22 protein-coding genes are annotated in these 24,806 nt (G+C 54.3%); 6 read left to right on the plus strand and 16 right to left on the minus strand.

The genetic code is table 11. From position 1 onward, the window contains the following. Positions 1 to 52 precede the first annotated feature (52 nt). The gene (locus tag G6M89_RS17260) at positions 53 to 1,021 is read left to right on the plus strand and encodes a helix-turn-helix domain-containing protein (protein ID WP_165163114.1); all 969 of its coding nucleotides are present in this window, start codon (positions 53 to 55) and stop codon (positions 1,019 to 1,021) included. A gap of 17 nt (positions 1,022 to 1,038) precedes the next feature. Here G6M89_RS17260 and G6M89_RS17265 read toward each other — a convergent pair whose 3' ends face one another. The 7 genes from G6M89_RS17265 to G6M89_RS17295 all read right to left on the minus strand — a co-directional run bounded on the left by G6M89_RS17265 (position 1,039) and on the right by G6M89_RS17295 (position 8,238). Beyond that, positions 1,039 to 2,091: a GNAT family N-acetyltransferase gene (locus G6M89_RS17265; protein WP_165163115.1), complete on the minus strand. Its 1,053-nt coding sequence runs from the start codon at positions 2,089 to 2,091 to the stop codon at positions 1,039 to 1,041. A gap of 153 nt (positions 2,092 to 2,244) precedes the next feature. After that, a complete protein-coding gene (locus G6M89_RS17270) occupies positions 2,245 to 2,679 on the minus strand; it encodes a hypothetical protein (protein ID WP_165163116.1) in 435 nt (144 codons plus the stop codon). Continuing rightward, positions 2,676 to 3,788, minus strand: a complete 1,113-nt coding sequence (locus G6M89_RS17275; protein WP_165163117.1) for a signal peptidase I — start codon at positions 3,786 to 3,788, stop codon at positions 2,676 to 2,678. The genes G6M89_RS17270 and G6M89_RS17275 overlap by 4 nt, the downstream gene beginning before the upstream one ends. After that, positions 3,785 to 4,882 (minus strand): hypothetical protein, encoded by a 1,098-nt coding sequence (locus G6M89_RS17280; protein WP_165163118.1) that lies wholly within the window; start codon positions 4,880 to 4,882, stop codon positions 3,785 to 3,787. The genes G6M89_RS17275 and G6M89_RS17280 overlap by 4 nt, the downstream gene beginning before the upstream one ends. Before the next feature lie 333 nt (positions 4,883 to 5,215). Further along, entirely contained in the window at positions 5,216 to 5,911 is a 696-nt protein-coding gene (locus G6M89_RS17285; RefSeq protein WP_165163119.1) for a hypothetical protein, read from the minus strand. Positions 5,912 to 6,026: 115 nt separating this feature from the next. After that, positions 6,027 to 7,433, minus strand: a complete 1,407-nt coding sequence (locus G6M89_RS17290; RefSeq protein ID WP_165163220.1) for a SipW-dependent-type signal peptide-containing protein — start codon at positions 7,431 to 7,433, stop codon at positions 6,027 to 6,029. Between the two features lie 31 nt (positions 7,434 to 7,464). Further along, a complete protein-coding gene (locus G6M89_RS17295) occupies positions 7,465 to 8,238 on the minus strand; it encodes a SipW-dependent-type signal peptide-containing protein (protein WP_165163120.1) in 774 nt (257 codons plus the stop codon). Positions 8,239 to 8,613: 375 nt separating this feature from the next. Here G6M89_RS17295 and G6M89_RS17300 point away from each other — a divergent pair, with 375 nt between their 5' ends. Further along, the gene (locus tag G6M89_RS17300) at positions 8,614 to 9,153 is read left to right on the plus strand and encodes a hypothetical protein (RefSeq protein ID WP_165163121.1); all 540 of its coding nucleotides are present in this window, start codon (positions 8,614 to 8,616) and stop codon (positions 9,151 to 9,153) included. 51 nt (positions 9,154 to 9,204) lie between these two features. Here the strand turns inward: G6M89_RS17300 and G6M89_RS17305 are convergent, their stop codons facing one another. Beyond that, positions 9,205 to 10,080 carry a hypothetical protein gene (locus G6M89_RS17305; protein WP_165163122.1) on the minus strand — a complete coding sequence of 292 codons (876 nt, stop codon included), beginning with the start codon at positions 10,078 to 10,080 and terminating at the stop codon, positions 9,205 to 9,207. 198 nt (positions 10,081 to 10,278) lie between these two features. Between G6M89_RS17305 and G6M89_RS17310 the strand changes: the two genes are divergently transcribed. Then, positions 10,279 to 10,842 (plus strand): hypothetical protein, encoded by a 564-nt coding sequence (locus G6M89_RS17310; protein WP_165163123.1) that lies wholly within the window; start codon positions 10,279 to 10,281, stop codon positions 10,840 to 10,842. Here the strand turns inward: G6M89_RS17310 and G6M89_RS17315 are convergent. The 6 genes from G6M89_RS17315 to G6M89_RS17340 form a co-directional block, all read right to left on the minus strand. Then, the gene (locus tag G6M89_RS17315) at positions 10,834 to 11,427 is read right to left on the minus strand and encodes a hypothetical protein (protein ID WP_165163124.1); all 594 of its coding nucleotides are present in this window, start codon (positions 11,425 to 11,427) and stop codon (positions 10,834 to 10,836) included. The genes G6M89_RS17310 and G6M89_RS17315 overlap by 9 nt on opposite strands. A gap of 260 nt (positions 11,428 to 11,687) precedes the next feature. Continuing rightward, the gene (locus G6M89_RS17320; protein ID WP_165163125.1) at positions 11,688 to 12,287 is read right to left on the minus strand and encodes a hypothetical protein; all 600 of its coding nucleotides are present in this window, start codon (positions 12,285 to 12,287) and stop codon (positions 11,688 to 11,690) included. A gap of 1,016 nt (positions 12,288 to 13,303) precedes the next feature. Next, on the minus strand, positions 13,304 to 15,091 hold the full coding sequence (gene glmS, locus G6M89_RS17325) for a glutamine--fructose-6-phosphate transaminase (isomerizing) (RefSeq protein WP_165163126.1): 1,788 nt from the start codon (positions 15,089 to 15,091) through the stop codon (positions 13,304 to 13,306). Further along, positions 15,091 to 16,272: a sugar phosphate nucleotidyltransferase gene (locus G6M89_RS17330; protein ID WP_165163127.1), complete on the minus strand. Its 1,182-nt coding sequence runs from the start codon at positions 16,270 to 16,272 to the stop codon at positions 15,091 to 15,093. Before G6M89_RS17330 ends, glmS begins: the two co-directional genes overlap by 1 nt. A gap of 502 nt (positions 16,273 to 16,774) precedes the next feature. After that, positions 16,775 to 17,911 carry a DUF1616 domain-containing protein gene (locus tag G6M89_RS17335; RefSeq protein ID WP_165163128.1) on the minus strand — a complete coding sequence of 379 codons (1,137 nt, stop codon included), beginning with the start codon at positions 17,909 to 17,911 and terminating at the stop codon, positions 16,775 to 16,777. Between the two features lie 40 nt (positions 17,912 to 17,951). After that, positions 17,952 to 19,994 (minus strand): hypothetical protein, encoded by a 2,043-nt coding sequence (locus G6M89_RS17340; RefSeq protein WP_165163129.1) that lies wholly within the window; start codon positions 19,992 to 19,994, stop codon positions 17,952 to 17,954. Between the two features lie 204 nt (positions 19,995 to 20,198). Between G6M89_RS17340 and G6M89_RS17345 the strand changes: the two genes are divergently transcribed. The 3 genes from G6M89_RS17345 to G6M89_RS17355 are packed head-to-tail and all read left to right on the plus strand — an operon-like array spanning position 20,199 to position 23,196. Then, complete coding sequence (locus tag G6M89_RS17345; protein WP_165163130.1) at positions 20,199 to 21,689, plus strand: DUF58 domain-containing protein; 1,491 nt, start codon at positions 20,199 to 20,201, stop codon at positions 21,687 to 21,689. Next, entirely contained in the window at positions 21,686 to 22,177 is a 492-nt protein-coding gene (locus tag G6M89_RS17350; protein WP_165163131.1) for a hypothetical protein, read from the plus strand. The genes G6M89_RS17345 and G6M89_RS17350 overlap by 4 nt, the downstream gene beginning before the upstream one ends. Then, positions 22,174 to 23,196, plus strand: a complete 1,023-nt coding sequence (locus tag G6M89_RS17355; RefSeq protein WP_241175393.1) for a hypothetical protein — start codon at positions 22,174 to 22,176, stop codon at positions 23,194 to 23,196. Before G6M89_RS17350 ends, G6M89_RS17355 begins: the two co-directional genes overlap by 4 nt. Here the strand turns inward: G6M89_RS17355 and G6M89_RS17360 are convergent. Together G6M89_RS17360 and G6M89_RS17365 are read right to left on the minus strand one after the other, a co-directional pair. Next, on the minus strand, positions 23,148 to 24,134 hold the full coding sequence (locus G6M89_RS17360) for an RNA-guided endonuclease TnpB family protein (protein WP_165163132.1): 987 nt from the start codon (positions 24,132 to 24,134) through the stop codon (positions 23,148 to 23,150). The two genes, G6M89_RS17355 and G6M89_RS17360, sit on opposite strands and share 49 nt — an antisense overlap. Positions 24,135 to 24,425: 291 nt before the next feature. Further along, positions 24,426 to 24,773, minus strand: coding sequence for a hypothetical protein (locus G6M89_RS17365; protein ID WP_165163133.1), 348 nt, complete (start codon positions 24,771 to 24,773; stop codon positions 24,426 to 24,428). Between the last annotated feature and the right edge of the window lie 33 nt (positions 24,774 to 24,806).

The raw sequence follows: 24,806 nt of genomic DNA on the forward strand, positions 1-24,806 counted from the left end.
AGGAGTCCACTCCCTTGTTGCACCAGTTCAAGTCGACAAGGAGACGAAATTCATGACAGACGATCTCTCCGTGAGTTTACCGGATGATGCCTTTGGGGTACTGAGTCATGATCTTCGACTGGCTGTCTTAGACGTTCTGCAACGGGCACAAAAGGCCGATACGTTCGCCGCCGAACCCGTTGCCTATGCTGAACTCGCTATGTTGGTCAGTGAACGCCTCGAGAAGGACTTTACGCGAGATTCTGGCAATTTCAATTACCATCTTCGAACACTACGAGACGCGGGATTCATCCGTCGGGTTGATGGGGGATATCGCATCCGTCAGGCAGGCGTTCGGGTTGTTCGCGCCGTCAGAGCAGGAAACATTTCTAATGAGACACAGTTCGAGTCGGTTCCGATCAACGAGCCCTGTCCGTACTGCAACGCAGAGTCAACAATTTCGTTAGACGATGATTGGCTGTTTATCCGCTGTTCGTCCTGCGATGGGGCCTTCGCACAGGACGAAACGCTTCCTAGTGGAACACTGGCTGGATTCGAAGTATCGCCAGCTAGCGTCCAGGGTCGTGACCCAATCGAGACATTCAAAGTTGCGTTTCAACTCGGCCAACAAGTGCACCGATCGTTCGCTGCAGGTATTTGTCCAGAGTGTGGTGGCACAACCACGACAGAAATTCTCGAGACCTGCCTCGAGCATGAATTGACAGAAGAACACGTCTGTGATGCCTGTGGACGAACGACGGATGAGTTCGTTGCCGTTTCGTGTGATGTGTGTAATCGATCGCTGATGACGTTTCCGGCAATCGTCGTTGCGACTGATCCACATGTCATCGCAACTATGTACGAACGTGGGAGAGACGTCACTGATCAGACGTGGGGAGCACTCTCTCGACCACCCGATTGGCCGTGTCACCACGTTCAGACTGAGCCACCAATTCTCGAGTATGTGATCCCTGTACCTGACGGAGAGGATATCCGCGTACAACTCGATATGTCACTAACGGTCCGTATCATAAATCCATGAGCGGGGAAGGCCGACAGTCAGAACAACGGCGCAATTGGATCGTTCCGAACCGGTGCACCCGCAATCGCAACAGAGAGACTCATTTCGCCAACACCTGCCTCAAGCTCGAGGACATCGCCGAGCGGTCCCCGTGGATCGTAATTCAGCATAAGGCGATTCGCGCCGCCAGGATTCGCCCGAAGCGTTTCCCAGAGTGTCCGTGCGGCGTCTTCGTGTCCGGATGCATACCAAAGGTCAGAGAGCATCGTCATTCGAAGTTCCTTGCTGTCGGGAATCGCCGGTGGCAGTGAGTCTGCCTCCTCGAGTTCCGGTGGCAGTGAATCAACAACAAGAGACATCACTTTGTGCATGTCCGAGGCGAAAACGCCTGCAACGACCTCGTCGTCGACGGTCGCAACGACGTAGCGATGAATCGGTTCCTCGATCGGCGAATCACCAAGCCGGTCTGTCAGGCCCGAAGCTGTGTACGGTCGGTACACGTCCGTCTCGGAGTAGAATTCGTTTGACTGTTCGACGGCAACTGCTTGCTCATCCAGAGTTCCGTCGTGAATAGCAATGCGGTCGGTGGTCGGACCCTCCTCGAGCGGTGAGGCGGGATACATGACGAACTCGGACTCGAGCGAATCGGCCCACCATTCAGCGACCGCTTCTGAGGGATCGTTTCCGTGCTGGATATTCGAGAACACAACGCAGTCTTCGCCCAGTTGTTCTCGGGCGAACTCGATACGTTGTGTGACAATCCGTTTGGCTAGTCCCTGCCCGCGGAAATCAGGATGGACTGCAAGCGCGTTTAATAGTGCACTTGGCCGTAGTTCATCGTCGAAGCGCGCTTCGGTAAATGAAACGAAACCCACTCCTGCGAGTCGCCCATCATCGGTTTCGGCAACAAATCCCGTCGTATCAGGTCGTAACCCAGCGTAGACGTCGTATGGATCGTACGCAAACCGTGGTGCAAAACTCACGGCCCCTTCGTCAGGACTGTTCGTAAAGAGTCGTCCAATCGCCTCTCCATCGGCAGGTCGTGCGGTTCGGATCTGCACGGGTGTCGCTGCATCGCTTTTGGTTGTCATTTTCGAACAGCCTCGTCTCTTCCTGTGCCTGCACTATTATAAACTCTTCTGAACGTATATTAAATTGATACATACACATACATTGTGAGAATCAGTTTGGCTCTGACATCGGTATCAAGAGTAGAGTATATTGCTCTAAGGAGTTATTCAGCGTTAATAATCTCTATTGGCATCGGTGTGGATGTCACTTTCATTGTCAGATCCGTTTTCTGTGACGTTATCGTCTTCACTATCATCTTGATCGTTGTCAATACGTTCGCTCGTATTCTCGACAGAATCACCACCGAAATCGGTATTCGTATTTTCATCCTCGAGTACGTCCTTTTCAGAAGCGGTCTCGTTGTCTGTACTCGATGCGGTCTCGTTCTCACTCGTATCTGCTGACTCCTCGAGATCGGACGGACCGACAGCAGGCTGATTGGTAGCTGCGGTTGTGACTGTCGAGACAGAATCGTCGTCAGTTGTGGTTGTCGAAAACTCGCTGGTTACCTGTTCAGAGTCAGAGAACATGGCAAGGGTTCCTGCGCCACTGAAAACAGCGCTCCCAATAATTATCACTGCAATGACGGCGACCAGACGACGACTCATTGGACTACCTCCTCGTTATCAACGGATTGCTGGCTAGTGTTGTCTGCAGTCTCGGTAGTGACACCAGCGCCCGAAGGTGTCGAATCGGTTGTCTGAGAGCCTTCCCAGATGAACGCGGATTCATCCGGTGTGCTAATGGGCCCAGATTCAGCGTCCTGTACAGCGACCTCGTCAGTTGAAGTGGAGTCTCCCTCATCTCGATTGAGAGCGTCGGAACCATCTGGTAACGGACCCGAGGCACCAGCAGAGCTGCCATCTGATTCTGCGCCGCTACGTCGTGCTGCGAGCCAGATGGCACCAAGGCCAAGGAAGGAAAAACTCGTGGCGAACGCTGCAGTGATCGCGAGTGGTGTCTGCACCAACATTGCAACGTAGATGCTGTATGGCATCACCAGAGACAGAATACCGAGTGTAAGCGTTAGATCCGCTGCATGGACGCCGACGACATCGTCCCCATCCATCCCATCAGCCGACTCGCCGTCTTGGTCACTGGAACGTGTGTGAGTCATCTCTGCGTCGGCTGCCGTTCCAGTGACCTCATCTGTGTCGTCTGTAGTGTTTGAGGCAGCTGCCGTCTCCCCCGGTGAATCAGGCGCTGTGTCGCTCGAGTCGTGTTCGACGGACTGGAACAGCGACCAGAGTTCCGAGAGGACGAGGAATCCGACTGGAATGCCCACGAGCAACACGATACCAAGCGGTGTCGAGCCAAACTGGATGACGTGACCGATAAGCGGAATCGTCAGGATAACCGACCCGAGGAGGTTATCTTCAGGAACGAGTTCCGTATCTGGCTCAGGATTTGCATCACCCTGCGTTTCGTACGCCACATTGCCGTTTTGTTCCTGGACATCGATCACGCGGTGTGTCACCGGCGTTGCCTCGTCGGCTTCGGCGTAGGTGATGACATCGCCGTCAGTGATGGCTTCTGGGTCAGTCTCATCGACAATGACGACATCACCAGGCGAGAGTTCCGGCTCCATGCTGCCCGAGAGGACAACAAATCCGTGATCGGCACCAATTACACCAGGAACGGCGTACACGATGAACGGTACAACAAGCGTGATCAACAGGACGATACCACCGATGTGAGCTAGTTTTCGGATATTCATCGGGAATCACCAGCCTCCGCAGGTGGGCAGACGTAAACCGAGAGGTTGCTAATCGCCGGCCGCTCGCTATCGTCGACGGAATCAGGGTCAGTTTTTGCGTCGCCATGGGCAGCACAGACCGACTGTCGTGTCCGGGTGAGCGGCGGCGACACGTCGTAGCTTGCAACCCGTGAGTCAGGATCGCTTGGCGGGTCCATTGGCCGTCCACCACCGACCGTCACTCGACAGATTGGTGGGGCACCGTTCTCGTCGCCATCTTCTAAGAGCCGAATGCGTGAACACACCGTCTCAGCACCAGCCCCCTCTCCCTTATTCGTCACCCCCAACACCTCGAGTTGGTACTCGTGATCAACTGTAAATCTGTCATCTAATTCGTCGAATTCGTATACGCGCGGCTCCAGCTGATCGCCTTCAACATCGAGTTTGCCCAGTTCGACACAGTCAGGACACTTGAGTTCCGGACAGTCCTCAGTTGGGTCGAACGGGTTCTTGAGGTCAGCAGGCTGTGAGCGACATTGCTGAGCAAACAGGCGAAACGAAAAGTCTGCCTGTGCGTTGACGGTCCACTCCGCGTCGGCCGGTAGTTCGTACTCAAGTTCCAACGAAAGATCATCGTCTGCGGAGAAGCAGGTGTCTTCGCTCTGATCATCGAGATGGACGCCTCCACTGAATGTTCGACGGAGCGCAGACAGCGAGCCGGAGTCACCGTCCGTTGGGAACAACTGGGTTTCCTCACCGTTGCGAACAAATACGACGCTGACCTCGAGTGCATCAGCAAGCGGGTCGACGGTAGATGGACAGGCTGTTTTGAGCCAGAGGTGTGATGGATTTCCGTCAAGTGTCAGCGAAAATGTTTCGGAGTCTCGGTCGCCAGGTTCGATATCACTGAACGAGACAGTAAGTTCGTCATCAGTACTGTTACACCTCGAGCAGTCAATTTCAACCGAGACCTCACCCGCCTGAATCGTTGCTGAATTGCGCTCAGAGTGTGCGAGGCGGGCAGCAGTAACACCAGCGGTCGCACCAAGGGCGCCGGCACCGGCAACGGCTCCGAGCAGTTGTCGGCGAGTCGGTTCGGTAGATCGGTTTGTCATGAGTCACACTCTGCGGTTGGCGGGTTCGTTCCAGGCCAGTCGACCACTCGGTGGAGAGACGATCATGGTCTCATCCTGTTTTCGTCGCTCGTTCAATCGGTACGGAAGCACGGACGTTTCAACTGAGAGGCCTGGAATACTGTGTTGGCTCACAGACGGACAACTCATAAGCATACAGTGTGTACCGGGTCGAACACCGACCAACAAGCATCGCTTACCGGCTTTCAAGCATGTGCTGTTGGACCGCGCCGGCGTGTGAAACTGGAGTCCCCACGGTATTGAACCCCGTTCAGACCTGGTTGGGAAGTCGTGAAGTATCATTGTCAGTCGTCGTTAGCACTGTGTGGCATCAAAGGAGAGATCAAACTCAAGAGAGTCTCCCTGTGCCGCGTTGATGTTCGGTTGATCCGGCGGGAACGACCAGCCAAACGTGACTGTAACGCCGTCGCCACCAGACTCGAGACAGCGTCCCCCAAGCCGTTCAGGAGTTCCAGTAAGGTCGATACCATCACGGAATACGGCCGCAAGATCCTCGAGCGTGCCATCAGCCTCAGGGTGGACGAGTGATTCACCAAGGTCTTGCTCGCCGTTATCACCGCCGAACGCGGAGATTCCCAAGAGTCCGCCGTCATACCAGACAGACCCGTTGATAAACGCTTGCAACGGTGAGGACTCGCCCGAAGCAAGATCGAACGCCATCGACGGCACGACTGCAAGACTCGAGTCCTCACTCTCGAGGCGGAGCCGAACACTTAGCGAGCCCGAATCACCTGGCAAGACGTTCCCCACAGAAATTCCCGGCTCGCTCGACGAGGCTGTGCCATCGCTGTCGTCCAGTGGCGTCAGCGTTGCGCCGTTGTACGTTTCTCGCCAGTCAGCAACGAGTCCATCAACGCTGTCGGTTGCTATCGCCGTGGTTCTGGTGAACGACTGACTACGGTCAGTCGTCAGGGCAACGCTGGCGGTCGTGATCGAGACGCCGCCAACCAGCCCAGCGAGTACCGTTCGTCGTGGGATTCGGTCAGGCATATCTTGTCGAGAGCGTACGCACGGTGTACGAAAACCCGCCGGCGGAATCGAACCGCCGAATGCCAGCACGGGTCAGGGTGTGTGAATGACAATGAACAATGGGCCCTGGCCGCCGTTAGACTCCGGATGGACCAGACGGCAGGGTGTTGTGGCGACACTGTTCGGTGTAGAATCCAAGATCAAAGCTCAGCGATCGCCCCTGCAACTCGTTGATATCCTCGAGGTGCTCTGGTGTCGTCGTTGGGAGACACCATTTGAAGGCGACACAGAACGTCTCATCCGGCGGGAAACACGGTGGGATAACGTCATCATCAGGGCAGTACCGGAACTCGATGACGTTAATCTCGTCTTCGTTGTCGTTCTCTGGAATACGAACATTGGTCTGTCCGGTCGTACAGCCATCGAACGTCACGAGGGTGTCCCCATCCTCGTTGATCACGAGTTCTCCAAACCCGAAGTCATCACTCGAGTCGACAATATCCCAGTCGAATCGCGTGATTTCCGAGAGATCATCCGCGTCTGCATCGACGGCCGTCCGCTCGAGTCCGTCCGATGTTGGGATCTGTAAGTCCGACAGGACAACATCGAACCAGACCGAACCATCGACAGAGACGAGTTTGAGTTCAATCTCAACTTCATCGACACCATCGTCGTTCTCGTCTCGAATCTCTAGGACCTCTCCGTTCTCGATGTGGACACCGTTCTCTTCGAACGTAATCGGCTCGAGTGGTTGTGGGTCAGTTGGATCACCACCAGCATCGACCCCACTGCCGTCGTAGACGTCTGGGTTGAGGAATCGTCCGTCGGGTGAGAGACGGTCCTCGAGGAACGTCTTGAGATCGGTTGTCTCGATAAAGACGACATCGCCGTCGTCCTCGAGGAGTGTGTTCGTACACCCGAGATCGTACCAGGCTTGGACTTGGATGGCTTCTGCTAACTCCGCATCGTAGTCACCGATGTCGGCAAGCATCCAGATGTACCCAGAGTTATCGCACAGGTGGAGACTGAACGTGACCTCACCGCAGTCTCCTGGCTTCACATCGTCGAGTTCGATCAACCGCTGCTGTTCGGGTTCGACTCCGTTTGCAAAGTCAGCTGGATCCTCGAAGTTTGAAAGCGTCTCACAGGTCAGATACTCCTGAATGTTTGCGCCTTCTTCAGGATCCTCGACTTCGTCCATGTACGACACCTCGTCCGACTGGTCAGCGAATTCCCCATCGTCAAAGGCACTGAGATCGAGCGACTGCATACCGTTGGTGTCGTGATCTGGGTGTGCGTTGACGAACGGATACCCTGCGTCACCGTACGGTGCGTAGTGATCCTGGTTCGTCTCCGGACCGAAGTACAACTGTTGCCAGTCGATTCTGAGGTCAAGTTCGCCAGCGGTCAGTTCGTTCCCTTCGAACGACTCTTGATCACTAAAGAGCGCACTCGTCCCCAGCCCGGCCCCCGCCGACAACGCGCCGATGGCACCGATTCCAGCGAGGGCCTTGCGTCGCGTCAATGTAATTTTCTTACTCATATGGAATCAGGATGTGAGTATCGGCGACGGGTTAGTCGTCGGACTCCTCGTCTCCGACCGTTGCAGCAGCACGCGCGACGAATTCTTCGAGATCGTCGTTGTGTCGCTGCTGTTCAGCGTAGAATGCCAGATCCCACTCGAGGACAGCCCCCTGCAGTTCGTTTCCGACGTCGGTCGGAATGCTCAGTTCGATGCAGAGTTCCTGTGACTCCTCGATCTCGAAGTCAGCAGCATCCCCATCCTCGTCGACGAGTAGTTCGCCGTCTGCGAGGGAATCAAGGAGGTCCGCGAGCGAGTCGTACTCCGCGATGGTCTCGTCCTCGAGCGTCACGTCGTCGACCTCCGTCGCTTCGGCGACGGTCGTGAGGTCGTCTTCGTCATCGACGTCCCAAAGGTCGTCCAGGTCGACGTTCTCGGCTTCGACGCCGTCGTAATCGCTGCTGTCAGCAGCAAGTGCGACGTAGCCGGGATTTTCGTCAACAGTAATCTCCCAGCAGAATTCGTACTCGTCACCGGGTTTGGCGTCTTCGATTTCAATCGTTTCAGTGGCCCAGAGACCGTCCCCGCCACTCACTTCATCAAAGAACATCTCGTCCGGACCGATTCCATCCTGATCAATGTCGTGGACAAGTTGTTCAACACTCAGTGCGAACTCACCGGCTGTGATCGTGTTGTCCTCAAAAGACTCCTGATCACTGAAATACGCGCTCGTTCCGATGCCTGCGCCTGCGGATGCGATACCAATACCGGCGAGGCCACCAAGGGCACGTCGCCGCGTCAGTCGAAGTTTGTTGTCGTCGGTCATGGTTGTAAGCCCCAAGTCGCCGGTGTTGTCGGCGGTTGGGTTGTTTTCATCCAGACCGGGTACCGGTGTAGTTATGAGCGAGCACGTCACCATCGAACGAATTGATAGAACGGTCGCCAAGATGTCGAACACTCCGTTGAGTCGCGTCAAATGGTGTATTTGACTGACGTATGGTTCTCAACCCCACCTCCAAGAACCCGTCAATGCAGAATAAATTCTATATTTCTACTAGCTGGTGTTACTTGAAACAATATTGCTCGAGTACAAACACTGTATACGATACCGGTATGGAGTGTGTACATATGGTAGCTGGTAGCTACCCAGCATGTGGGGGATGACCGTGGATACCATGTCCACGTCGTTCAGTAGCAGACAATGTTCAACACGAACACCATTCCGGAAGAACAGATCTACGAAATACTCGCGAATCGCCGCCGGAGAGAGACCATTCGAGAGCTCATGTACTCGAGTGAGGCAGCACCAATGTCGTTGCACCAACTATCGAAAGAGGTTGCAGCGCGGGAAACAGGGGAAACGCCTCCACCATCGAAGCTTCGCGAAAGCGTGTATAACTCGCTCCACCAGACACACCTTCCGAAGCTTCACGAACTCGGGATTGTCCAGTACGACCGCGACAGTCGAACCGTACAACTACACGAGCGTGCCCACGACGTCGACCAGTATATGGCGGTCGAAGCCGGGTATGGCATTACCTGGAGCGAAGTGTATCGAACGCTTGGCGTCCTCTCGCTGACTGTCCTATTGGCCGCATTGCTCGAGGCACCCGCCGTCTCGGCTGTCGACCCACTCTTGTGGTCTGCGGTCTTTCTGGTCGCGTTCACCATCGCCATTAGCGGACAACTCTGGACAAACCGCTGGCAAATCGCTCGAGCGCTCCGATCGCCGACGCTCTGATTTAATTTTTTGCGGAGAACGTCTAGGCAGACAACGGTCCCAGATCGAGGCCTATTTCCGCCAGTCACTGACTGTAGTGGCCACTGTTGCCGATTCAGCTGCATCGAGATCGATCGGTACCTCAGCTATTCGAGTATCACAGTCTTCACACGTAACGACGGCAACGTCTAGAGTTCGACAACAGGACTCTACGACGCCGTGTGCCAGTGAGACCGTACCCGTACAGTTCGGGCAACGCTCGAGAAAGAATCGTAACGTCGCCAGTAACTCCATCCGGTCGTCGATAGAACGGCGGCCCCAGTCAGGGTCTCGCTGGGCGAGGACAACGGCTGCGGCGACGTCGGCTCGACAAGCCGCTTGTGACTCCCATCTCGCAATCGTGTCGCCGTCGTAGGTCGCGATAAACGACGACAGCTCCGACGAGACCGCAAGACGATCCGGAGACAGCAACAAGATGTCAGCGATACCATGTCGAAGGTCACTCTCCGTGTTCGTACATGCCGACAGTGATTCGCGCCACGCCTGTGCGAACGACGGTGTCAACAACAGGTCATCGACTCGAGGATCAGGTTCAATCGCCCCGATTCGACGCAACTCGACCTCCGGGTTGTACAACCCTCGAGCCGGATCGTCAGCCGTGTCAAATATCGCAAGCAGCCAATCCGGAAGGTATCGCTTGGTCAGACGAGGTGTTCCGGGAACGAGATACCCTCGAAAATAGATGACACTCAGCGCACAGCCAAACACGAAGAGCCCAGCAACGACACCACCAGCGGAACTGGCGCGTGCGACGACGCCAGCAATGAGGGCAATCACACCGGCCAGGAACGTATTGATGGCTGTACAGGGAATACACCGATTGTCGCCAGTGTAGGCCGGGTTCTTGAATCGCTCGAGGAGTGTATCAAAGCGGTGTGTCCGTGGCATAGCACTCCTATTGTGGGTAGATCGGTAGTTACAGTGGCCGTACCGAGCTCCAAACCCCGTATTGTACGGAAACGCTGTCGAAATCACGGTTTGAATGGCATATTTGATCGACAGCACAATCGATCGCACAGCTATTATGATATTAGATCACCAACAAGTAGAGTATTCTTATGCCTCATCTGGCGCGACTACTGTCAGATGCAACGGGTTGGGACGGGCGGCGACGACCAGACCGAGACAGATGCACAATCGGACGCGCCCTCGAGGCCACAGATCGAAGCAACACGTGATGGAGCGTTCAAAATTCTTTCAAACCCGCGTCGACGGTATACGATCGAGTATCTGGTTCAGTCGGACGAAGAGGTCGTTCGACTGCGCGACGTTGCCGAACAGATCGCCGCCTGGGAAAACAACGTTTCGACGCAAGAGATTACCTACAAACAGCGAAAACGCGTCTACACGTCGCTCTACCAGACCCATTTGCCGAAAATGGATCGGGCAGGTGTGATCGAGTACGATCAAAGCGCCGGCGTGATCCGGTCGACCCCAACGGTGGCAGACCTCGCAACCCACCTCAACTCGAGTACCCACGCACGCCGGTGGGAGAGGATTGGACTCCTCACTTCGTTTGGAAGTGGAATTGTGGCACTCAGTCTGACCGTGATGACAGCCGGAGGAACCGGCTCCGTAGGTGCGCTTGTGATTTCGGTCGTCTTTGTGTTGGTATCGATTGCACAGTACCGGAGTCGACGCTCAATTTGAGTCAGTAGAAGACACTTCGGGTGGCGGACCGCGCTGTGTCGAGCGCCCACGACAGGTCCGGTATCTGTGACACAGTCCAAGCACAACGAACAACAGTGACGTGCCAACAGCCCAGACATGACCAGAGTACCACGCAGCGGGGACGATTCCTACCCAGCCAAAGAGCGCGCCGACACAGAGCACTGCCGCAATAGCGGTATAGCGAACGCTCCAGGGAACACCAGCCCTGGGTACGACATCCATGTAGACAGTCAACGTCTCGAGTGCATCAGTTGGACGAACAACAGTCTGGCGGGTGTCGTATCGAACGATATCCATTCGCTCGAGTTTTGGTAAGTGTGACTGGTGTAACGCGGTATACACACGCTTGCGTTGTTGTGGTGTCACAGCACTCGTTGACACCCCATTCTCCCAGGCGGCTACCTGTCGAGAAAGCGCTCGCAACGGAATGGGTTTCCCCACCTGGACGAGATGATGAAGCGTGAATCGCCGCCTCCTGTTTTGGAGGATCTGATACGCCATTTCACGGTCGACCGTCGTTTCAGACTGACCTGGCGAACGATCCCAGCCAAATTGCTGACCCATCACACTTGGACACCGATCACTGTGGGTTCGATTCGAGTAACGCTCATTCCGTACTGACTCTTGTTAGCGAGTGGTCATAAATGACCTACCAGCATGCGGGGGTGTGCTATAGTAGCCACTGAACGTCAGTGCACACCCAATCGCACGAGGGCTGTGCGATTGGTGTGTAAACAGTTTCAGTTGTTACTATAGGTATATCGCGAAAACCTGAACACCGCGGAGGGTACCAAGAATCCTCGTATCGACTCCGTCGTCAGTGATTAGTGATGAGAAACTTCCGGCGGCGGCCCTTCGACACCGAGTCGATTGTGCCGGTCTCGATACATGTTAACAACGCCCGTCAGCATAATCACCGCCGAAATGAGAATCGCCCAAAGGTAGCCAGAAACGAGTCCGAACGGAAGGAGGCCACCCCATCCAAGAAGCGCACTGCCACCAAGCAGTGCCGCGGTTCCTGTATAGAAGACACTCCACGGAACATCATCACTTGAGACAACATCCATGTAGACAGTTAGCCTCTTGAGGTCGTCCGTAGGCTTGACAACTGTCTGGCGCGTATCGTACGTGATGAGTCCGTACCGATCCAACTTCGGTAGATGTGCCTGATGCAGAGCCGTGTAGACGCGCTTTCGCTGCTGTGGCGTTACCGCTTGCCTCGGGACATTGTTTTCCCATGCGGCAACTTGTTCTGAAAGCGGGCGAAGCGAGACCGGCCCGCCATGTTGAATCAAATAGTGGACTGTAAAGCGCCGTCGCTGATTCCCCAGAACCTGATAGGCTATTTCGCGGTCACTCTCCGTTTCGTCTGACTGCCCCCCGGCAACAGCTGCGTGTTGTGGTCGTCCTTTTGTGAGACTCATGCTATCACCCCCACCCGAATTATGCCTGTCCAGCGAATTGACCCGCCAGCGCTGACTCGAGTCGTTCCACTGAGATGGATAATCTGATCAATTGTCGAGTCATAGTAGTTCCACAGTCCAGAGTGGCCCACTGATTAATATGTACGCGAGGTACCTCCGATTGGCTGTTGGGTTGTATTGTCATCAGATAATACTCCCTTCGGTGGGAATTAATTAATAGTTCTGAGCAACCAGTTATGGTATTTTTTCTGACGGGAGGATTGGCAGGTTGGAAGCGAGAGAAGTGAGTATTTATAGAGATGTTTATTTAAAAATGTATATGGTTCGGGGACGAACCGCTCAATTCATCGGGATGACTACGCCGCTCAGCCGCCTCGAGAACGGAGAAGAGTGGACAAAACTGTGTGTCCAAGTCCCGTTCTGTTGGACGGGTTCCCACCACACCCGCAATTTTGAACAGTGAAATTAAAGATTGTTCTCTCCTGCTGCACTACCTTCTTTGAGTTCAGAATACGTGGAACACGATGGACAGCCATGTACCTCTCCATCAATGCCATAAACTCGAACAAAATCCGACGTCACGTGACTACCACACTCGGCACATTCAGGCATTGTCCAAGTCAATGAAGTAATAGAATATAAATTCTAGTGAGAGAGTTTGTTCTCAATATCTGTACGGGTGTTCTCATTCCCAGTTATCAACTGGGTCGTACTCTTCTACTGTTGTGCCCCCATTTTTCGCTAACATGGCGATTAATAGAGTGATTACAGTAAGCACAACAAGGATGGTAAGCCGTCTCATTGCAGTTCAATGGTTGATTCTCCAACCTATAAAAATAAATTGGTATTTTCTCCATGAACAATGAACATAGTGCGATGATTCTCTGATTTCATGAGATGTTCTGTAGTATTCCGTAATCCATGGGGAGACCGAATTGAGTTATTTGATTTTCGCACATCATTTCCGATAGGTGAACTGAGCAGAGATCGGAATCCGCAGAGATGTGTAATTTGGGCTACTCGACGGTAACGCTTTTTGCGAGATTCCGAGGTTTATCGATTGAGCGATCCAACTGATTGGCAACCCAATACGAAACCAACTGCAACTGGACATTAGCCAGAATGGGTGTTAGATAGGGTCCAGCATCAGGAACCGCGAGTACATGCGATGCGTATTGACCAACCGCTTCTGGTGAATCAGTCACAGCGATTACAGGGGCACCGCGGGCCTCGACTTCTTTGATGTTGCCAATTGTCTTGGCTGCATCTGTGCCAGTGACCACTGCAAAGACTGGCGTGCGCTCAGTGACGAGCGCAAGTGGGCCATGTTTGAGTTCACCAGCTGCAAAGCCCTCAGCATGCTTATAGGTGATCTCTTTCATTTTGAGTGCTCCCTCGAGAGCGACTGGTGCATTGTAGCCCCGGCCGATGAAAAAGTATGCATCGGCGTCGACGAACTCGGTAGCAACTGCCTGAGCCGTTGACTCGTCGAGGACGTGTTGCAGTTTGTCAGGGAGCCCACGGAGATCTTTGATCAGCGTTGGTGAGTCCCCATTTGACAGCACACCAGAGAGCATGGCGAGAGCAGCTTGCTGACTCACGAACGTTTTGGTTGCGGCGACGCCGATCTCTGGACCGGCCCGAATATACATCACATGGTCACACTCGCGTGCAGCAGAACTACCGACAACGTTCGTGAGCGCAAGCGTCGTTGCACCAGCCTGATTCGCGGCTCGAAGCGCACTCATCGTATCGGCAGTTTCACCGCTTTGTGTGACTCCAACAACAAGAGTCTCATCAGTAATCGGGATCGAGCGCGCATCGTACTCGCTGGCAAGGAAACACTGTGCGGAGCGCCCATTCTCACGGAGCAAACGGGCGCCATACAATGCTGCGTGATAAGAGGTGCCACACGCGACAAACTGGATTGGACCGGTGGACTCGAGCGAAGATAGTTCGTCAACAGTTATTGTGTTCTCGAGTTCTGAGACACGCTCACGAAGACACTTACGGAGTGCAGTTGGTTGTTCGTGGATCTCTTTGAGCATGTAGTGATCGTAGCCTGATTTTCCGGCGTCCTCAGGATCCCAATCGACAGTGTCAATTGCCGTGTCGATGACTGCTCCCTGTTCGTCCGTGACGACGATTCCAGACGGGCTAACTCGTGCAAACTGTCCATCCTCGAGATAGATTACCCGGTCTGTGTACTCGAGAAATGCAGGGACATCACTGGCAAGATAGTGTCCGTCGTCACCGACGCCAAGGACGAGTGGAGACTCATTGCGTGCTACGTAGATGGTCTCATCGGCCTGAAACACCGCTGCAACTGCATAGCTCCCCTCGAGGCGGTCAACAGCCTGTCGAAATGCCTGGTCAGGAGTAGCACCGTTCTCGAGCGCTGATTCGATTAAATGTGGGATAACTTCAGTATCAGTATCGCTTTCGAACTCATGGCCGGCCGTCGAAAGTTCTGTCCGAAGTGCTTGGTAGTTCTCGATGATCCCATTGTGGACAACGGCAACACGTGACTCACAATCGGTGTGTGGGTGGGCGTTTTCGTCCGAGGGTGGACCATGCGTACTCCAGCGGGTGTGACCAATCCCAGCAAGCCCATCGTGGTTACTTGCTGGCACTTCGGCTTCCAGTCCCGAAACATCACCCTCGCGCTTGTGGACGGCTAATGAGCCATTTGAAATGGCAAAACCTGCAGAGTCATAGCCACGGTACTCGAGTCCAGAAAGGCCCGTTAACAGTACTTCTTGGACATCGTTGCCGGTACCGGAGTAACCAATAATCCCACACATTATGATCGCACCTCCGTTCCGTCCGACACCGTTCCACGGACTGTTGCTCCGGCTTCGATGACTGTCTCTGAGCCGACGACAGTGCCTGGAACGTACGTGCTCCCACCACGGTCTTCAACGCGGTCACTGAGCAATGCGCCCAATTGCTCGCCCTCAAAGACTTGATTACCAACACGAACATCACCAGGGCCGCCAGGAATTGTTGTTCCGGGGCCAATAGTGACGCCAAGACCAGTGACACAGTCGACGACGGTTGCCCCAGACTCAACTCGCGTATCAGCATCAAGGACGCTCCGCTCGACAACAGCATTCGATCCTACTGTTGTGTTCTCACCAAGGCAGGTGTAGGGACCGACGACAGCGTTAGCACCAATTTCACAATCGGAGGCAATAACGACCGGCTCGCGGACAATAGCTGAGTCATGAACTGTCGTCGACTCAGCAACTGACGTATTACCATGTGTCTCGAGAAGGCCCGACTCGAGTAACTCAAATGAGATATCAAGCAAATCCCACGGATATGTTGCATCAACCCAGGTGCCAGCAGACCGTGTTGCACCAATCGCTCCATCGGTACACAGTTCACTAATCGCATCCGTCAATGAATATTCACCAGCTTGTGGCTCTGCGTCGTATATTGCATCGAATATCGCGGGCTCGAACGCATAGACACCTGCATTGAGCCGATACGTTCGATCATCCTGTGGGTTCTCAACAATTTCTGTGACAGTGCCGTCTTCGACGATCACACCGCCATATGAGCCAATCTCAACTCGATTGAGAACGCCGAGTGTTCCAACAGTATCACCGGTGTGGGACGCAAGTACATCAGCGATGATTGGACTCTCAACGAACTGATCACCATTGACAACAAGGACAGCCTCGTCTACTTCGGATTCAGCAGCCAGTAACGCGTGTCCACTTCCAAGTTGTTGCTCCTGAACGACGTACGTTAGCGGTACGTTCCGATACGTTGAGCCGAAATGCGCTTGGACACGGTTGCGCTTGTACCCGACAACAACTGTAATGTCAGTGATTCCTGCGTCGATGAGTTGATCAAAGACGTGCTCGAGAATTGGCGTCGTTGCCGCAGGTAACAACGGCTTTGGCCGATTGCTTGTCAACGGACGGACTCGAGATCCCTCACCCCCAGCAAGAACGACAGCAGAGGATATTCCCATACACAATGGAGAAGGTGACAAGCATATAGTAGTATTGTTTCGGGAAACAATAGCGCATGTACAGGAGTGGATCGTAGCACGAGCGTCATACTTCCTGATTTAAATGGAAATTTCTATCTTTCTTCGAGGAGAGAATCCCGTCGTTTACGACGGGCGTGAATCCGACAACGCCCCTACAACTCACGTTCAGCAACAATACTGATATTTAAGTGGGAACGTCTCGTAGCATGACGTACACCGAGGCGGCATGACCGCCCACCTAATCGGACAATATCGGGACTCCGAGACCCAGAACGTTCGAGACACCCTCTCGAACCGCTGTGGTGTCTCGGTTACAAGATAACTCCAAGTCCCCCTACCTGGGATAGGAGTAACGGCGGTGTGGCCCCGCCAGCGGCCCGTCATGCCGACAGGTCGTCAACCAGCAAATATCCCAACCCAGCGGTGCGGTGCCGTGGGAAGCCTCGCTGTTTACGGCGAGGAGGAGGTCACAGCCAGCAATTCATTCTTCAACGTCGACCCAAAGGTGAACGTGATAGTCTGTAGTCTCCATGGAGACATCCTCGGGAATGTCATCTGGGTAGAGAAGCCAAACCAGTCGAATATCTTCGCCCGTCATCGTCGGCTCAACGTCGTGTGAATGATGCCACGTTTCGTTGTGTGCAAGTTGTGTTTCGAAGCGCTCGAGTTCGCGTTGTTCGTCCACGACCGTTTCATTACCGTCTTGACTTACTTGCTGTTCGACCAGTACAACAGAGTAATCAACCGTGCGGTGTTCGTTGTTATCAACACCAACGACAAGCTCTTCTGACTCTCCTTGCGTAAATTCAGTGGGGTAGTTATCTGCGACGTACTCGCCATCATCGTCTTCAGACAGGATGTAGACGGCAGAAAATTGTTCTCCGTCCGGTGGAACCATAACTGCAAATGTGACGCTACCGGCAGCGAGTAAAATCGACGCAATCAACAAGATGTTCAACAGTGCGTCGCCCCGACTGTCTGGTTCCAACAATTCTGATCGGCCTGTGGCGTACCACGATTTATACGGAACACGAAAGCGCTGATCAGCGGGAAGATTCCACCGACGAACGGCCGCAATCACGGTGGCAAGAACCGTAAAGAGACTCACAGTGATCATAATCGGGACCAACCGAATCCCCCACGGCGTGAAGTTCAATATGAGTCCCAAAAGCGGGGTGATCGCAATACTGAGCCCGAACGAGAGTGCAACGCGTTCGATGCCATCAATACCGGACCGGCCAAGCCCATGTTGTAACAGACCCGTCTCGTCAGTATTGTCGTCTGCAGTCGACGACGAACTCGAACCCCAGTCAGTCTCTGAACCCCAGGTTGAATCTGGTGCTGCCTCAGAGTCGGAGTCACTGTCTGTATCAGTATCAGAATCTGTGTCTGTAGGTGAGTCGCCCTCTTCCGGAAACAGCGCGGCTATGAACGCATAGCCAGGGATAAACAGTACAAAGACCAGTCCGAGTGGAATTCGAAGTGAGGTCTCGCTGATGACCGGCGCAAGGACCGCGACGTTGGTGAGCGCGACAAAGATGAGAACCACAGCGAGATCGGCAGGGAGCGTTCGGACTGGACGTGGAAGCAATGCCAGCAGTGAACGCAACTCGGTCATTCGAACCTACGTAGCGACGACGATAATAAAAACCAACCGGTCATCGGCTGTCGGTGTCGTCATCTGCACACAGTTGCTGTGCGTTCTCGAGAATCGTTTCTGCCTCTGTTTGTGAGATACCAGCCGTATCGAAAGTCGCCATCTCGTAGCCTTCTGTGATGGTACGGAGTGAATCAGCCATTGAGGTTGTCGCCGTCTGTTGTTGGAACGCACGATAGAACTCCCAGTGGGTGTAGCTGGCTGTGTTAGCCGAGCGAAGTTGGGGCTCGAGTGTATGGCGCACTGCTGTATAGCAGGTTCTGACGGCTGCATCTGCCTCGCCATTAGTCAGACGGCCAGTTGCTTCCTCGAATAAGACCTCTGTGAGCGATGGAGCGGATGGCTCGGAGACAGCCACTGTCTCAGAGGTTGCGTGGTTACCAGGAGGGATGGAGTCGTTCGAACTATCACTAGAGGTGCCAGGCGAGCCTCGAGATCGATACCAGTAAAGACCACCACCGGCACCGACAACTGCAAACACACCCATCGCAACCGCGATCCAGAGCCATGGGATCCCTGTAGAGTCACCAGCAAGCGAAAGCGTAGTTGTTTCGCTGGCGTCTCCAATATTCGTATCCGCATCGGTATACGTCGCAGTGAGTTCAGCATCCGATGGCGTGTCTGCAGGAATCGAAAGAGTGCTACCGAACGAACCGTCTTCTGCGGTCGTCACTGTCTCAAGCGTTGTTCCATCAAGAGCAAACGCGACAGATTCACCACCGAGTCCGTCACCAACAGCGGTAAGCGATCCATTGACAGTGAGTTCATTTTCATCCGCATCACTGTCGGTCACATCGATGGTGAGATCTGGATCGGTCTCTTCGACCGTCACAGTCGTCTCGGCCGTCACGGGCTCGAGTGCACTGTCTTCGAACGGAAGCGAAACCCTCAGAGGCTGTTCGCCTGCACTGACACCCGCCGGGAGAGTCGGTTCGCCATCCAGATACAAAGATCCAGACTCCAATGAACCCGTCCCAAGATCTGTCTCAGCAATCGAGACCGCAAGTGGAACGTCATCGATTTCGTGGCCATCAGCCTGTAACTCGACCTCGAGTGAGACAGCCTCGTTGTACGCGACCGTCTCAGGTTCAACAGATGTGATCGAAATAGTTGGTTCGACCTGGTCAACATCGGCTGTAATGGTCGTTTCAGAGTCAAGGTGTGTCGACTCGTCATCAGGGATGTACTGAATATCGATATCAGTCGTCCCGGCAGCAATGGAAATCGGTCGGTATGTGAACTCGAACGAACCAGTTTGATCCGTATCTACCTCGAGTAACTGATTGCCAACATTGAGTTGGATCGTTTCATTGGCAACCGGAGTCCCATCATCTGTGGTTACCTCACCAGTTGCGACAAGTGGATCAGTAAATGATACTGTCTCTGATTCAGTCGACGTAATCTCGATAGTCGTCTGTTCAAACTCAGAGTCACGGATTTGGTCCTGATCTGTTTGAACTGATTGATTCGTCGAGTTAATCGCTTCCGTCGAACTATCGACATCAGCATCGGTTGCTTCGCCTATCGCATCGTAGTGGTTACGGACTGTCTGGCTCGTATCACTGATATCACCAGCTAATGATTCGAGCTCGCGTGCGAGTTCGCGCGCTCGATCGTCATCACCGTCATCACGAGCCTCCTGATATTCCTCTTGTGTCTCGTTGTACTCCGAAATCGTCGCAGAGAGGTTTTGCTGATCCTGTTGTGCCTGCTCATAGGCCGATGGTTCGTCATCATCAGTCTCACCGGAAACAGAGACGTACTGTTCAAGGCGCTCGTCAAATTCATCGCCGAGATATTCGCTTGCAGCATCATACTGACCGTCGCTAATCTCTGCTGCACTCTCTTCGAGTTGTTCAGAAAGCCAGCCAGAGAGCCACTCCTCAAGTTCCTCGTCATCTGCATCCTCACTGTACGTCTCTGGATTCTGGTGGCGAACCGTTTCGTTATCGTCGTCTGCCTGCTGTGTCGTACCGGAAACGACAGATGTAACCACTGGATCAGACGAATAGAGTGACTCTGAGTGGCCCGAATCCGTCGTCATAGGTGAGGCCGACGCACCGAAAGCGACCCCTGTCGTGGCCACGAGCAGACAGCAAATCAAAGCCAGGAGGGCAATCGTCCGACCAGCAGCGAATGTCACAGTAGCCGAATGTGAACCAGACCGCAAAAATCTGTCTTCTCGCAATGCCCGATTCGGAGCTACCGAACCAGTACCTTCAACAGGGGGCCCGCGCATCGAACGAATATGCATCCCACGCGCCGATTGTGGGCAGCAATCGCACTGGCCGTCCTTCTTGGACTGCTCGCAATTAGTACTGCCCAGCCTGTGTTGCTTGCCGGGAGCGGACTCATCGGTGCGTGGATCATCGTACAGCAGTATCATTTTCTGCAGACAGTGAGAACAACGGCCGCACAACTCGAGGTCCAGCAGGCCCCAGTGCGATCTGGAATCCAAACTGGTGAATCAGTGCCAGTAACCCTCGCAGTCAGTCTCGATAAGCCATCGCCGCTCTCGATAGCAGTCAACGGTGGACTCCCAACCGTAGCAGTATCAGATACTGATTTGGAAGTAATTCTCGCACCGGGAGAAACAGATGCTAGTCACACACTGGAGTGTTCGTGGTCTGTTGCAGGCCATCATACATTTGAAACGCCAACGGTTGTTGTCGAGAACAACTTCTTTAAACAGACACTCACGATTGGCTCGGCACCGTCGGTGACAGCAGAGCCACATGGACCACGAACCATCCATGTTGGCGAAGGAGGAGATCGACTGGCAACGGCATACGGAGAACACGATGGTGGACGCCACGGTTCGGGCATCGAACCTGCAGAGCTTCGGGAGTACATGCCAGGCGATACGATGGACCAAATTGACTGGAAAGCAACCGCACGACTATCCGCCCCACACGTTCGAGAGTATGAAGCCGAAACGGAGCGCCGAACGCTATTGCTTGTTGATCACCGAAGCGTCCTCGGGACAGGCAATGAAGACGGTACAAAACTCGAGTACCTTCGCGAAGTTGCACTCGCAATCGCTGCCAGTGCACGACGACTTGGCGATCCAATCGGCTTGCTGAGCGTCGGAGACGATGGAATCACGACTCGCATTGATCCAGCGACGACGCCTGCAACCTACAATCGGATCAAGCGCGAACTGCTTGAACTCGAGCCAACAACACCCGAGGGCGACACCGTTGAGACCAAATCTGCTGTGAGAGCCGATGCGAAAGCGCGTGCTGAACCACACCAGCCAGGCGTTCAAAAAACAGCTGCTGACGCCCGTCAGACACTCGAGAAACTCACTGACGGAACTGTGGATGAGCCGACGGATTTTGTCTCGACACTGCGCCCCTTCTATGCGGCCAGAGATGGCTACCAGAGACGAATTGAATCCGAACCCCTCTATGGAGCGGTCAAAACCGCTATCCAACGGACGGACACACAACGCTGGACGATCATTTGTACGGATGATTCGAACCCAGCCGAACTCCGCGAAGCAGTGACGTACGCTCGCAAGAGCGGCAACTCCGTCATGGTGTTGCTCGCGCCCACCGTATTATATGAATCCGGTGGCCTCACAGATATCGAACGTGCGTACGACCGCTACGTGGAATTCGAAGAGTTACGGCGTGACCTTGCGCGGATGAACCGCGTCACCGCACTCGAGGTTGGGCCAAAAGACCGACTTGCGAGTGTGCTGGCTGCACGTCGTCCACGAGGTGAGGTCGCATGAACACGTCAACACCGGTGTCGATGCCAGCACGGGATATCCCCTCAGCTATCGCAATACTCGCCTGTGTGATCATCCTGACGCTGGTTGTTGGCCCACTTGGCGCAGTGATTGCACTTGTCGGTGCAACTGTCTGGTACACCTTGGGGACGCCGTATGCGATTGCAACGGGGTTTGTACTGCTTGCGGTACTATCACCACCAACGACTGCTGTGACATGGGGTGGAATTGTACTGGCGTTTCTCGCACTCGCCTTGTTGCCAGCATTGCGCCAATCATGGGGCTACCTCGAGAGTGGTGGATTGGTCACTGGGACGGCCGTGTATAGCGTGTTAACCTGGTGGCTAGTCCAGACACAGCCGCTGTGGCTTGCTACAGGAACGGTTGGTATTTGTATTGTGCTGACAGCATACACGATGCATCGATACGAACTGGTAGAGCTCGGACTGGTTCCCGAAACGCAATCGACCAAATCTAAAACAGAGCGATGAGTGACTCCAATACAGAGACCGATACAGGCACCGATACCAAAGCTGCAGCGACTGATCAAACCGCCGTTGAATTTGCAGCACAGGTCGAACTCTTAACTGAAGAAAACGAGCGATTGCGCGAGGAATACGTTCGAGCACGTCGGACACAGTACCGTGCAACGGCGATCGGACTTGCTGGGATTGGACTACTTGCAGTCCTCGGTGGACTACTCTTTCCAACCGCGCGTGAGGTATTGATCGGACTTGGTGCAACTGGTCTCTTCGGTGCAGTACTGACGTACTATCTCACGCCAACTCAGTTCGTCGCTGCTGATGTCGGTGAACGTGTCTATACCGCCACGACTGCAAACCTGGCCGACATCGTTGATGAGCTCGGGTTGCGTGAAGACCGAATCTACGTGCCCGGTGAAACCGAGCCTGCACGTCTGTACGTGCCACAGCACGCCGATATCTCCGTTCCAGAGTCACGATCAGGTCCATTCGTCGCTGCAGAAGAAAGTCGTGGTCTGTTACTCACTGCGAGTGGAACCGAACTGTTTCGAGAGTTCGAACGTGGATTGACTGGCACACTCGCTAGTGCCCCACCAGTACTTGCTGAACAGCTCACCGATGCCCTCATCCAGCAGTTCGAACTAGCTCGCAGCGCCGAGATCGACACCGACCCAGAACATAATCGAATCACGGTTGCGATCACCGAAAGCGCATTTGGGCCCGTTGATCGCTTTGATCACCCGATTGGCTCATTTCTCGCTGTCGGCTTTGCAAGTGGACTCGGGCAACCCGTTCGACTCGAGGTTACACCAGACTCGGGTCGAGCAGACTGGCTCGTCACCTGTCGCTGGGGAGATATTGAGACAGTTTCCGGTGGGGAGGCCAATATGGGCGGTTCAGAGTCAGAGACAGCAATTAACAGCGATGAGAAATCCAAGACGGTTCAGTATACAGACGTAAACAAGTCAACGGCCACGGGTCAGGTGACCCGTGGCTTGTCAGTGGACTCCGCCTCTGACCCGAAGTAGTCTGGGTACGGGGCAAATCCCCGGTTCGGCTTCACCGTCCCTGACTTGAGGGCGAGTTGACTGTCGCCCGTCCGCCGCGAGTCGTTTAGCCCGCGACGGACAAACCGCCATCCCACGTTCTTCGCCGCATTATAATCCGCGTGGAGTTCCTTTCCACACTTCTCACACTCGAACTCCGTTCCCGTGCGGTTTCCCTTGCTCGTGTGCCCGCACTCCGAACACCGCTGGCTCGTGTAACGCGGGTTCACGAACTCAACGCGAATCCCACGTTCTTCGGCCTTGTACTCAACGTACTGGACGAGTTTTTGGGGTGCCCACTGCTGGAACTTCTTCCCGTTCGAAATGCGCTTTCGGATGTACCGTAAGTCTTCGAACACGATGTGCGTGCAGTCGTGCTCGACGGGCTCGTCGATAATTGCGTTCGACACGCGATGGAGTTTATCACGGTAATACCGTTCTTCACGGCCCTCCATCCGTACAAGCGTGCGGTGGGCAGACTGGGTGCCGGTTTTCTGGAGGCCGCCGCGAGTCTGTTCGAAGCAGTCGCGTTCGTGGACGAGTTTCTTGCCGGGTTCAAAACGCGCGGTTGAGGTGACTGCGAGGTGGTTGATGCCGAGGTCAACCCCGAGAACTGTCCTGTCCTCCGCGGGAGACTCTTCAACATCATCCATCGGACTCTCTTTGCGGAACCCCAAGTGCAAGTAGAACTCGCCGTCACGAGCGGTGAGCGTGGACGTGGCAACGTGCCAGTCATCGTTGTTCAAGAACTGGTATTGGAAGCCATCGTCAGCTTCAGGAAGCACCATCTCGCATCGGACTCGGTTTTCCAGAGTCGTGAGTGAGACGGTCTCGTCGTCGAACACGGTCATCGTGTTCGCGTCGTATTTGATGGTTGGTGCGTTGACATCCTCCCCGCGCTGAAGCGCGAGGATTCCCACGGCACCGCACCGCTGGGTTGGGATGTTTAAGGTTTGTAGTCACCTTGGAAGGCGGCTACTGGCTGTGCCAACCAGCCGTTACTCCTATCCCGGCATGGGATTCGGAGATACTTTTTGTCTACACCCTATTTCGGCACGGAAGAGGGTGTCTTCCGCTTGAAATTAGGGAATCCCGATATTGTCCGATTAAGTGGGCGGGCAGGCCGCCTCGGTTGACTATTGGTACGGTGACTGGTCACTTAAAACATCCGTCCAACCCATCGAACGTGGTTCGTGTAGGAGTTGTCGGATTCATCCCCGCCCTGAAAGGGCGAGGCTTTCTCCTCGTTCTTCCGTAAACTTGGGACACGAGACTTGTTGATGGTTCTCGTGAAGTTCGTGGACGCCGGAGAGGGCGTCTGCGGCTTGGTGGGTGGCGAGGATTGCGTGTTGACTCTTGAGGCGGGTTTGTTCGCGCACATCGTCATACGCGAGGCTTTGGAGTTCGTATTTGTCGTGTTCATAATGTACCCAGCCGATTTCAGCGGCAAGGTCACACGCGGCGTGCCACTCGTGAATCGTGTCTTCAAGCAAGTCTGCTTGCTCGTCGGACACGCATAAGCGAGTGATTGCCGTTCGCCCCAAGTCGTCGTTTGCCACAAATTCAAAGAAAAATGAGGATTATTTAATACT

The organism is Natronolimnobius sp. AArcel1, from assembly GCF_011043775.1.
Lineage (GTDB): Archaea > Halobacteriota > Halobacteria > Halobacteriales > Natrialbaceae > Natronolimnobius.

Coding starts and splice junctions, on each gene's coding strand:
- G6M89_RS17260 (WP_165163114.1), top strand. CDS start 53: ATGACAGACGATCTCTCCGTGAGTTTACCGGATGATGCCTTTGGGGTA.
- glmS (WP_165163126.1), bottom strand. CDS start 15,091: ATGTGTGGGATTATTGGTTACTCCGGTACCGGCAACGATGTCCAAGAA.
- G6M89_RS17320 (WP_165163125.1), bottom strand. CDS start 12,287: ATGAGTCTCACAAAAGGACGACCACAACACGCAGCTGTTGCCGGGGGG.
- G6M89_RS17305 (WP_165163122.1), bottom strand. CDS start 10,080: ATGCCACGGACACACCGCTTTGATACACTCCTCGAGCGATTCAAGAAC.
- G6M89_RS17355 (WP_241175393.1), top strand. CDS start 22,174: ATGAGTGACTCCAATACAGAGACCGATACAGGCACCGATACCAAAGCT.
- G6M89_RS17275 (WP_165163117.1), bottom strand. CDS start 3,788: ATGAATATCCGAAAACTAGCTCACATCGGTGGTATCGTCCTGTTGATC.
- G6M89_RS17270 (WP_165163116.1), bottom strand. CDS start 2,679: ATGAGTCGTCGTCTGGTCGCCGTCATTGCAGTGATAATTATTGGGAGC.
- G6M89_RS17300 (WP_165163121.1), top strand. CDS start 8,614: ATGTTCAACACGAACACCATTCCGGAAGAACAGATCTACGAAATACTC.
- G6M89_RS17280 (WP_165163118.1), bottom strand. CDS start 4,882: ATGACAAACCGATCTACCGAACCGACTCGCCGACAACTGCTCGGAGCC.
- G6M89_RS17340 (WP_165163129.1), bottom strand. CDS start 19,994: ATGACGACGGATTCGGGCCACTCAGAGTCACTCTATTCGTCTGATCCA.
- G6M89_RS17350 (WP_165163131.1), top strand. CDS start 21,686: ATGAACACGTCAACACCGGTGTCGATGCCAGCACGGGATATCCCCTCA.
- G6M89_RS17335 (WP_165163128.1), bottom strand. CDS start 17,911: ATGACCGAGTTGCGTTCACTGCTGGCATTGCTTCCACGTCCAGTCCGA.
- G6M89_RS17290 (WP_165163220.1), bottom strand. CDS start 7,433: ATGAGTAAGAAAATTACATTGACGCGACGCAAGGCCCTCGCTGGAATC.
- G6M89_RS17265 (WP_165163115.1), bottom strand. CDS start 2,091: ATGACAACCAAAAGCGATGCAGCGACACCCGTGCAGATCCGAACCGCA.
- G6M89_RS17330 (WP_165163127.1), bottom strand. CDS start 16,272: ATGGGAATATCCTCTGCTGTCGTTCTTGCTGGGGGTGAGGGATCTCGA.
- G6M89_RS17285 (WP_165163119.1), bottom strand. CDS start 5,911: ATGCCTGACCGAATCCCACGACGAACGGTACTCGCTGGGCTGGTTGGC.
- G6M89_RS17315 (WP_165163124.1), bottom strand. CDS start 11,427: ATGGGTCAGCAATTTGGCTGGGATCGTTCGCCAGGTCAGTCTGAAACG.
- G6M89_RS17310 (WP_165163123.1), top strand. CDS start 10,279: ATGCAACGGGTTGGGACGGGCGGCGACGACCAGACCGAGACAGATGCA.
- G6M89_RS17345 (WP_165163130.1), top strand. CDS start 20,199: ATGCATCCCACGCGCCGATTGTGGGCAGCAATCGCACTGGCCGTCCTT.
- G6M89_RS17295 (WP_165163120.1), bottom strand. CDS start 8,238: ATGACCGACGACAACAAACTTCGACTGACGCGGCGACGTGCCCTTGGT.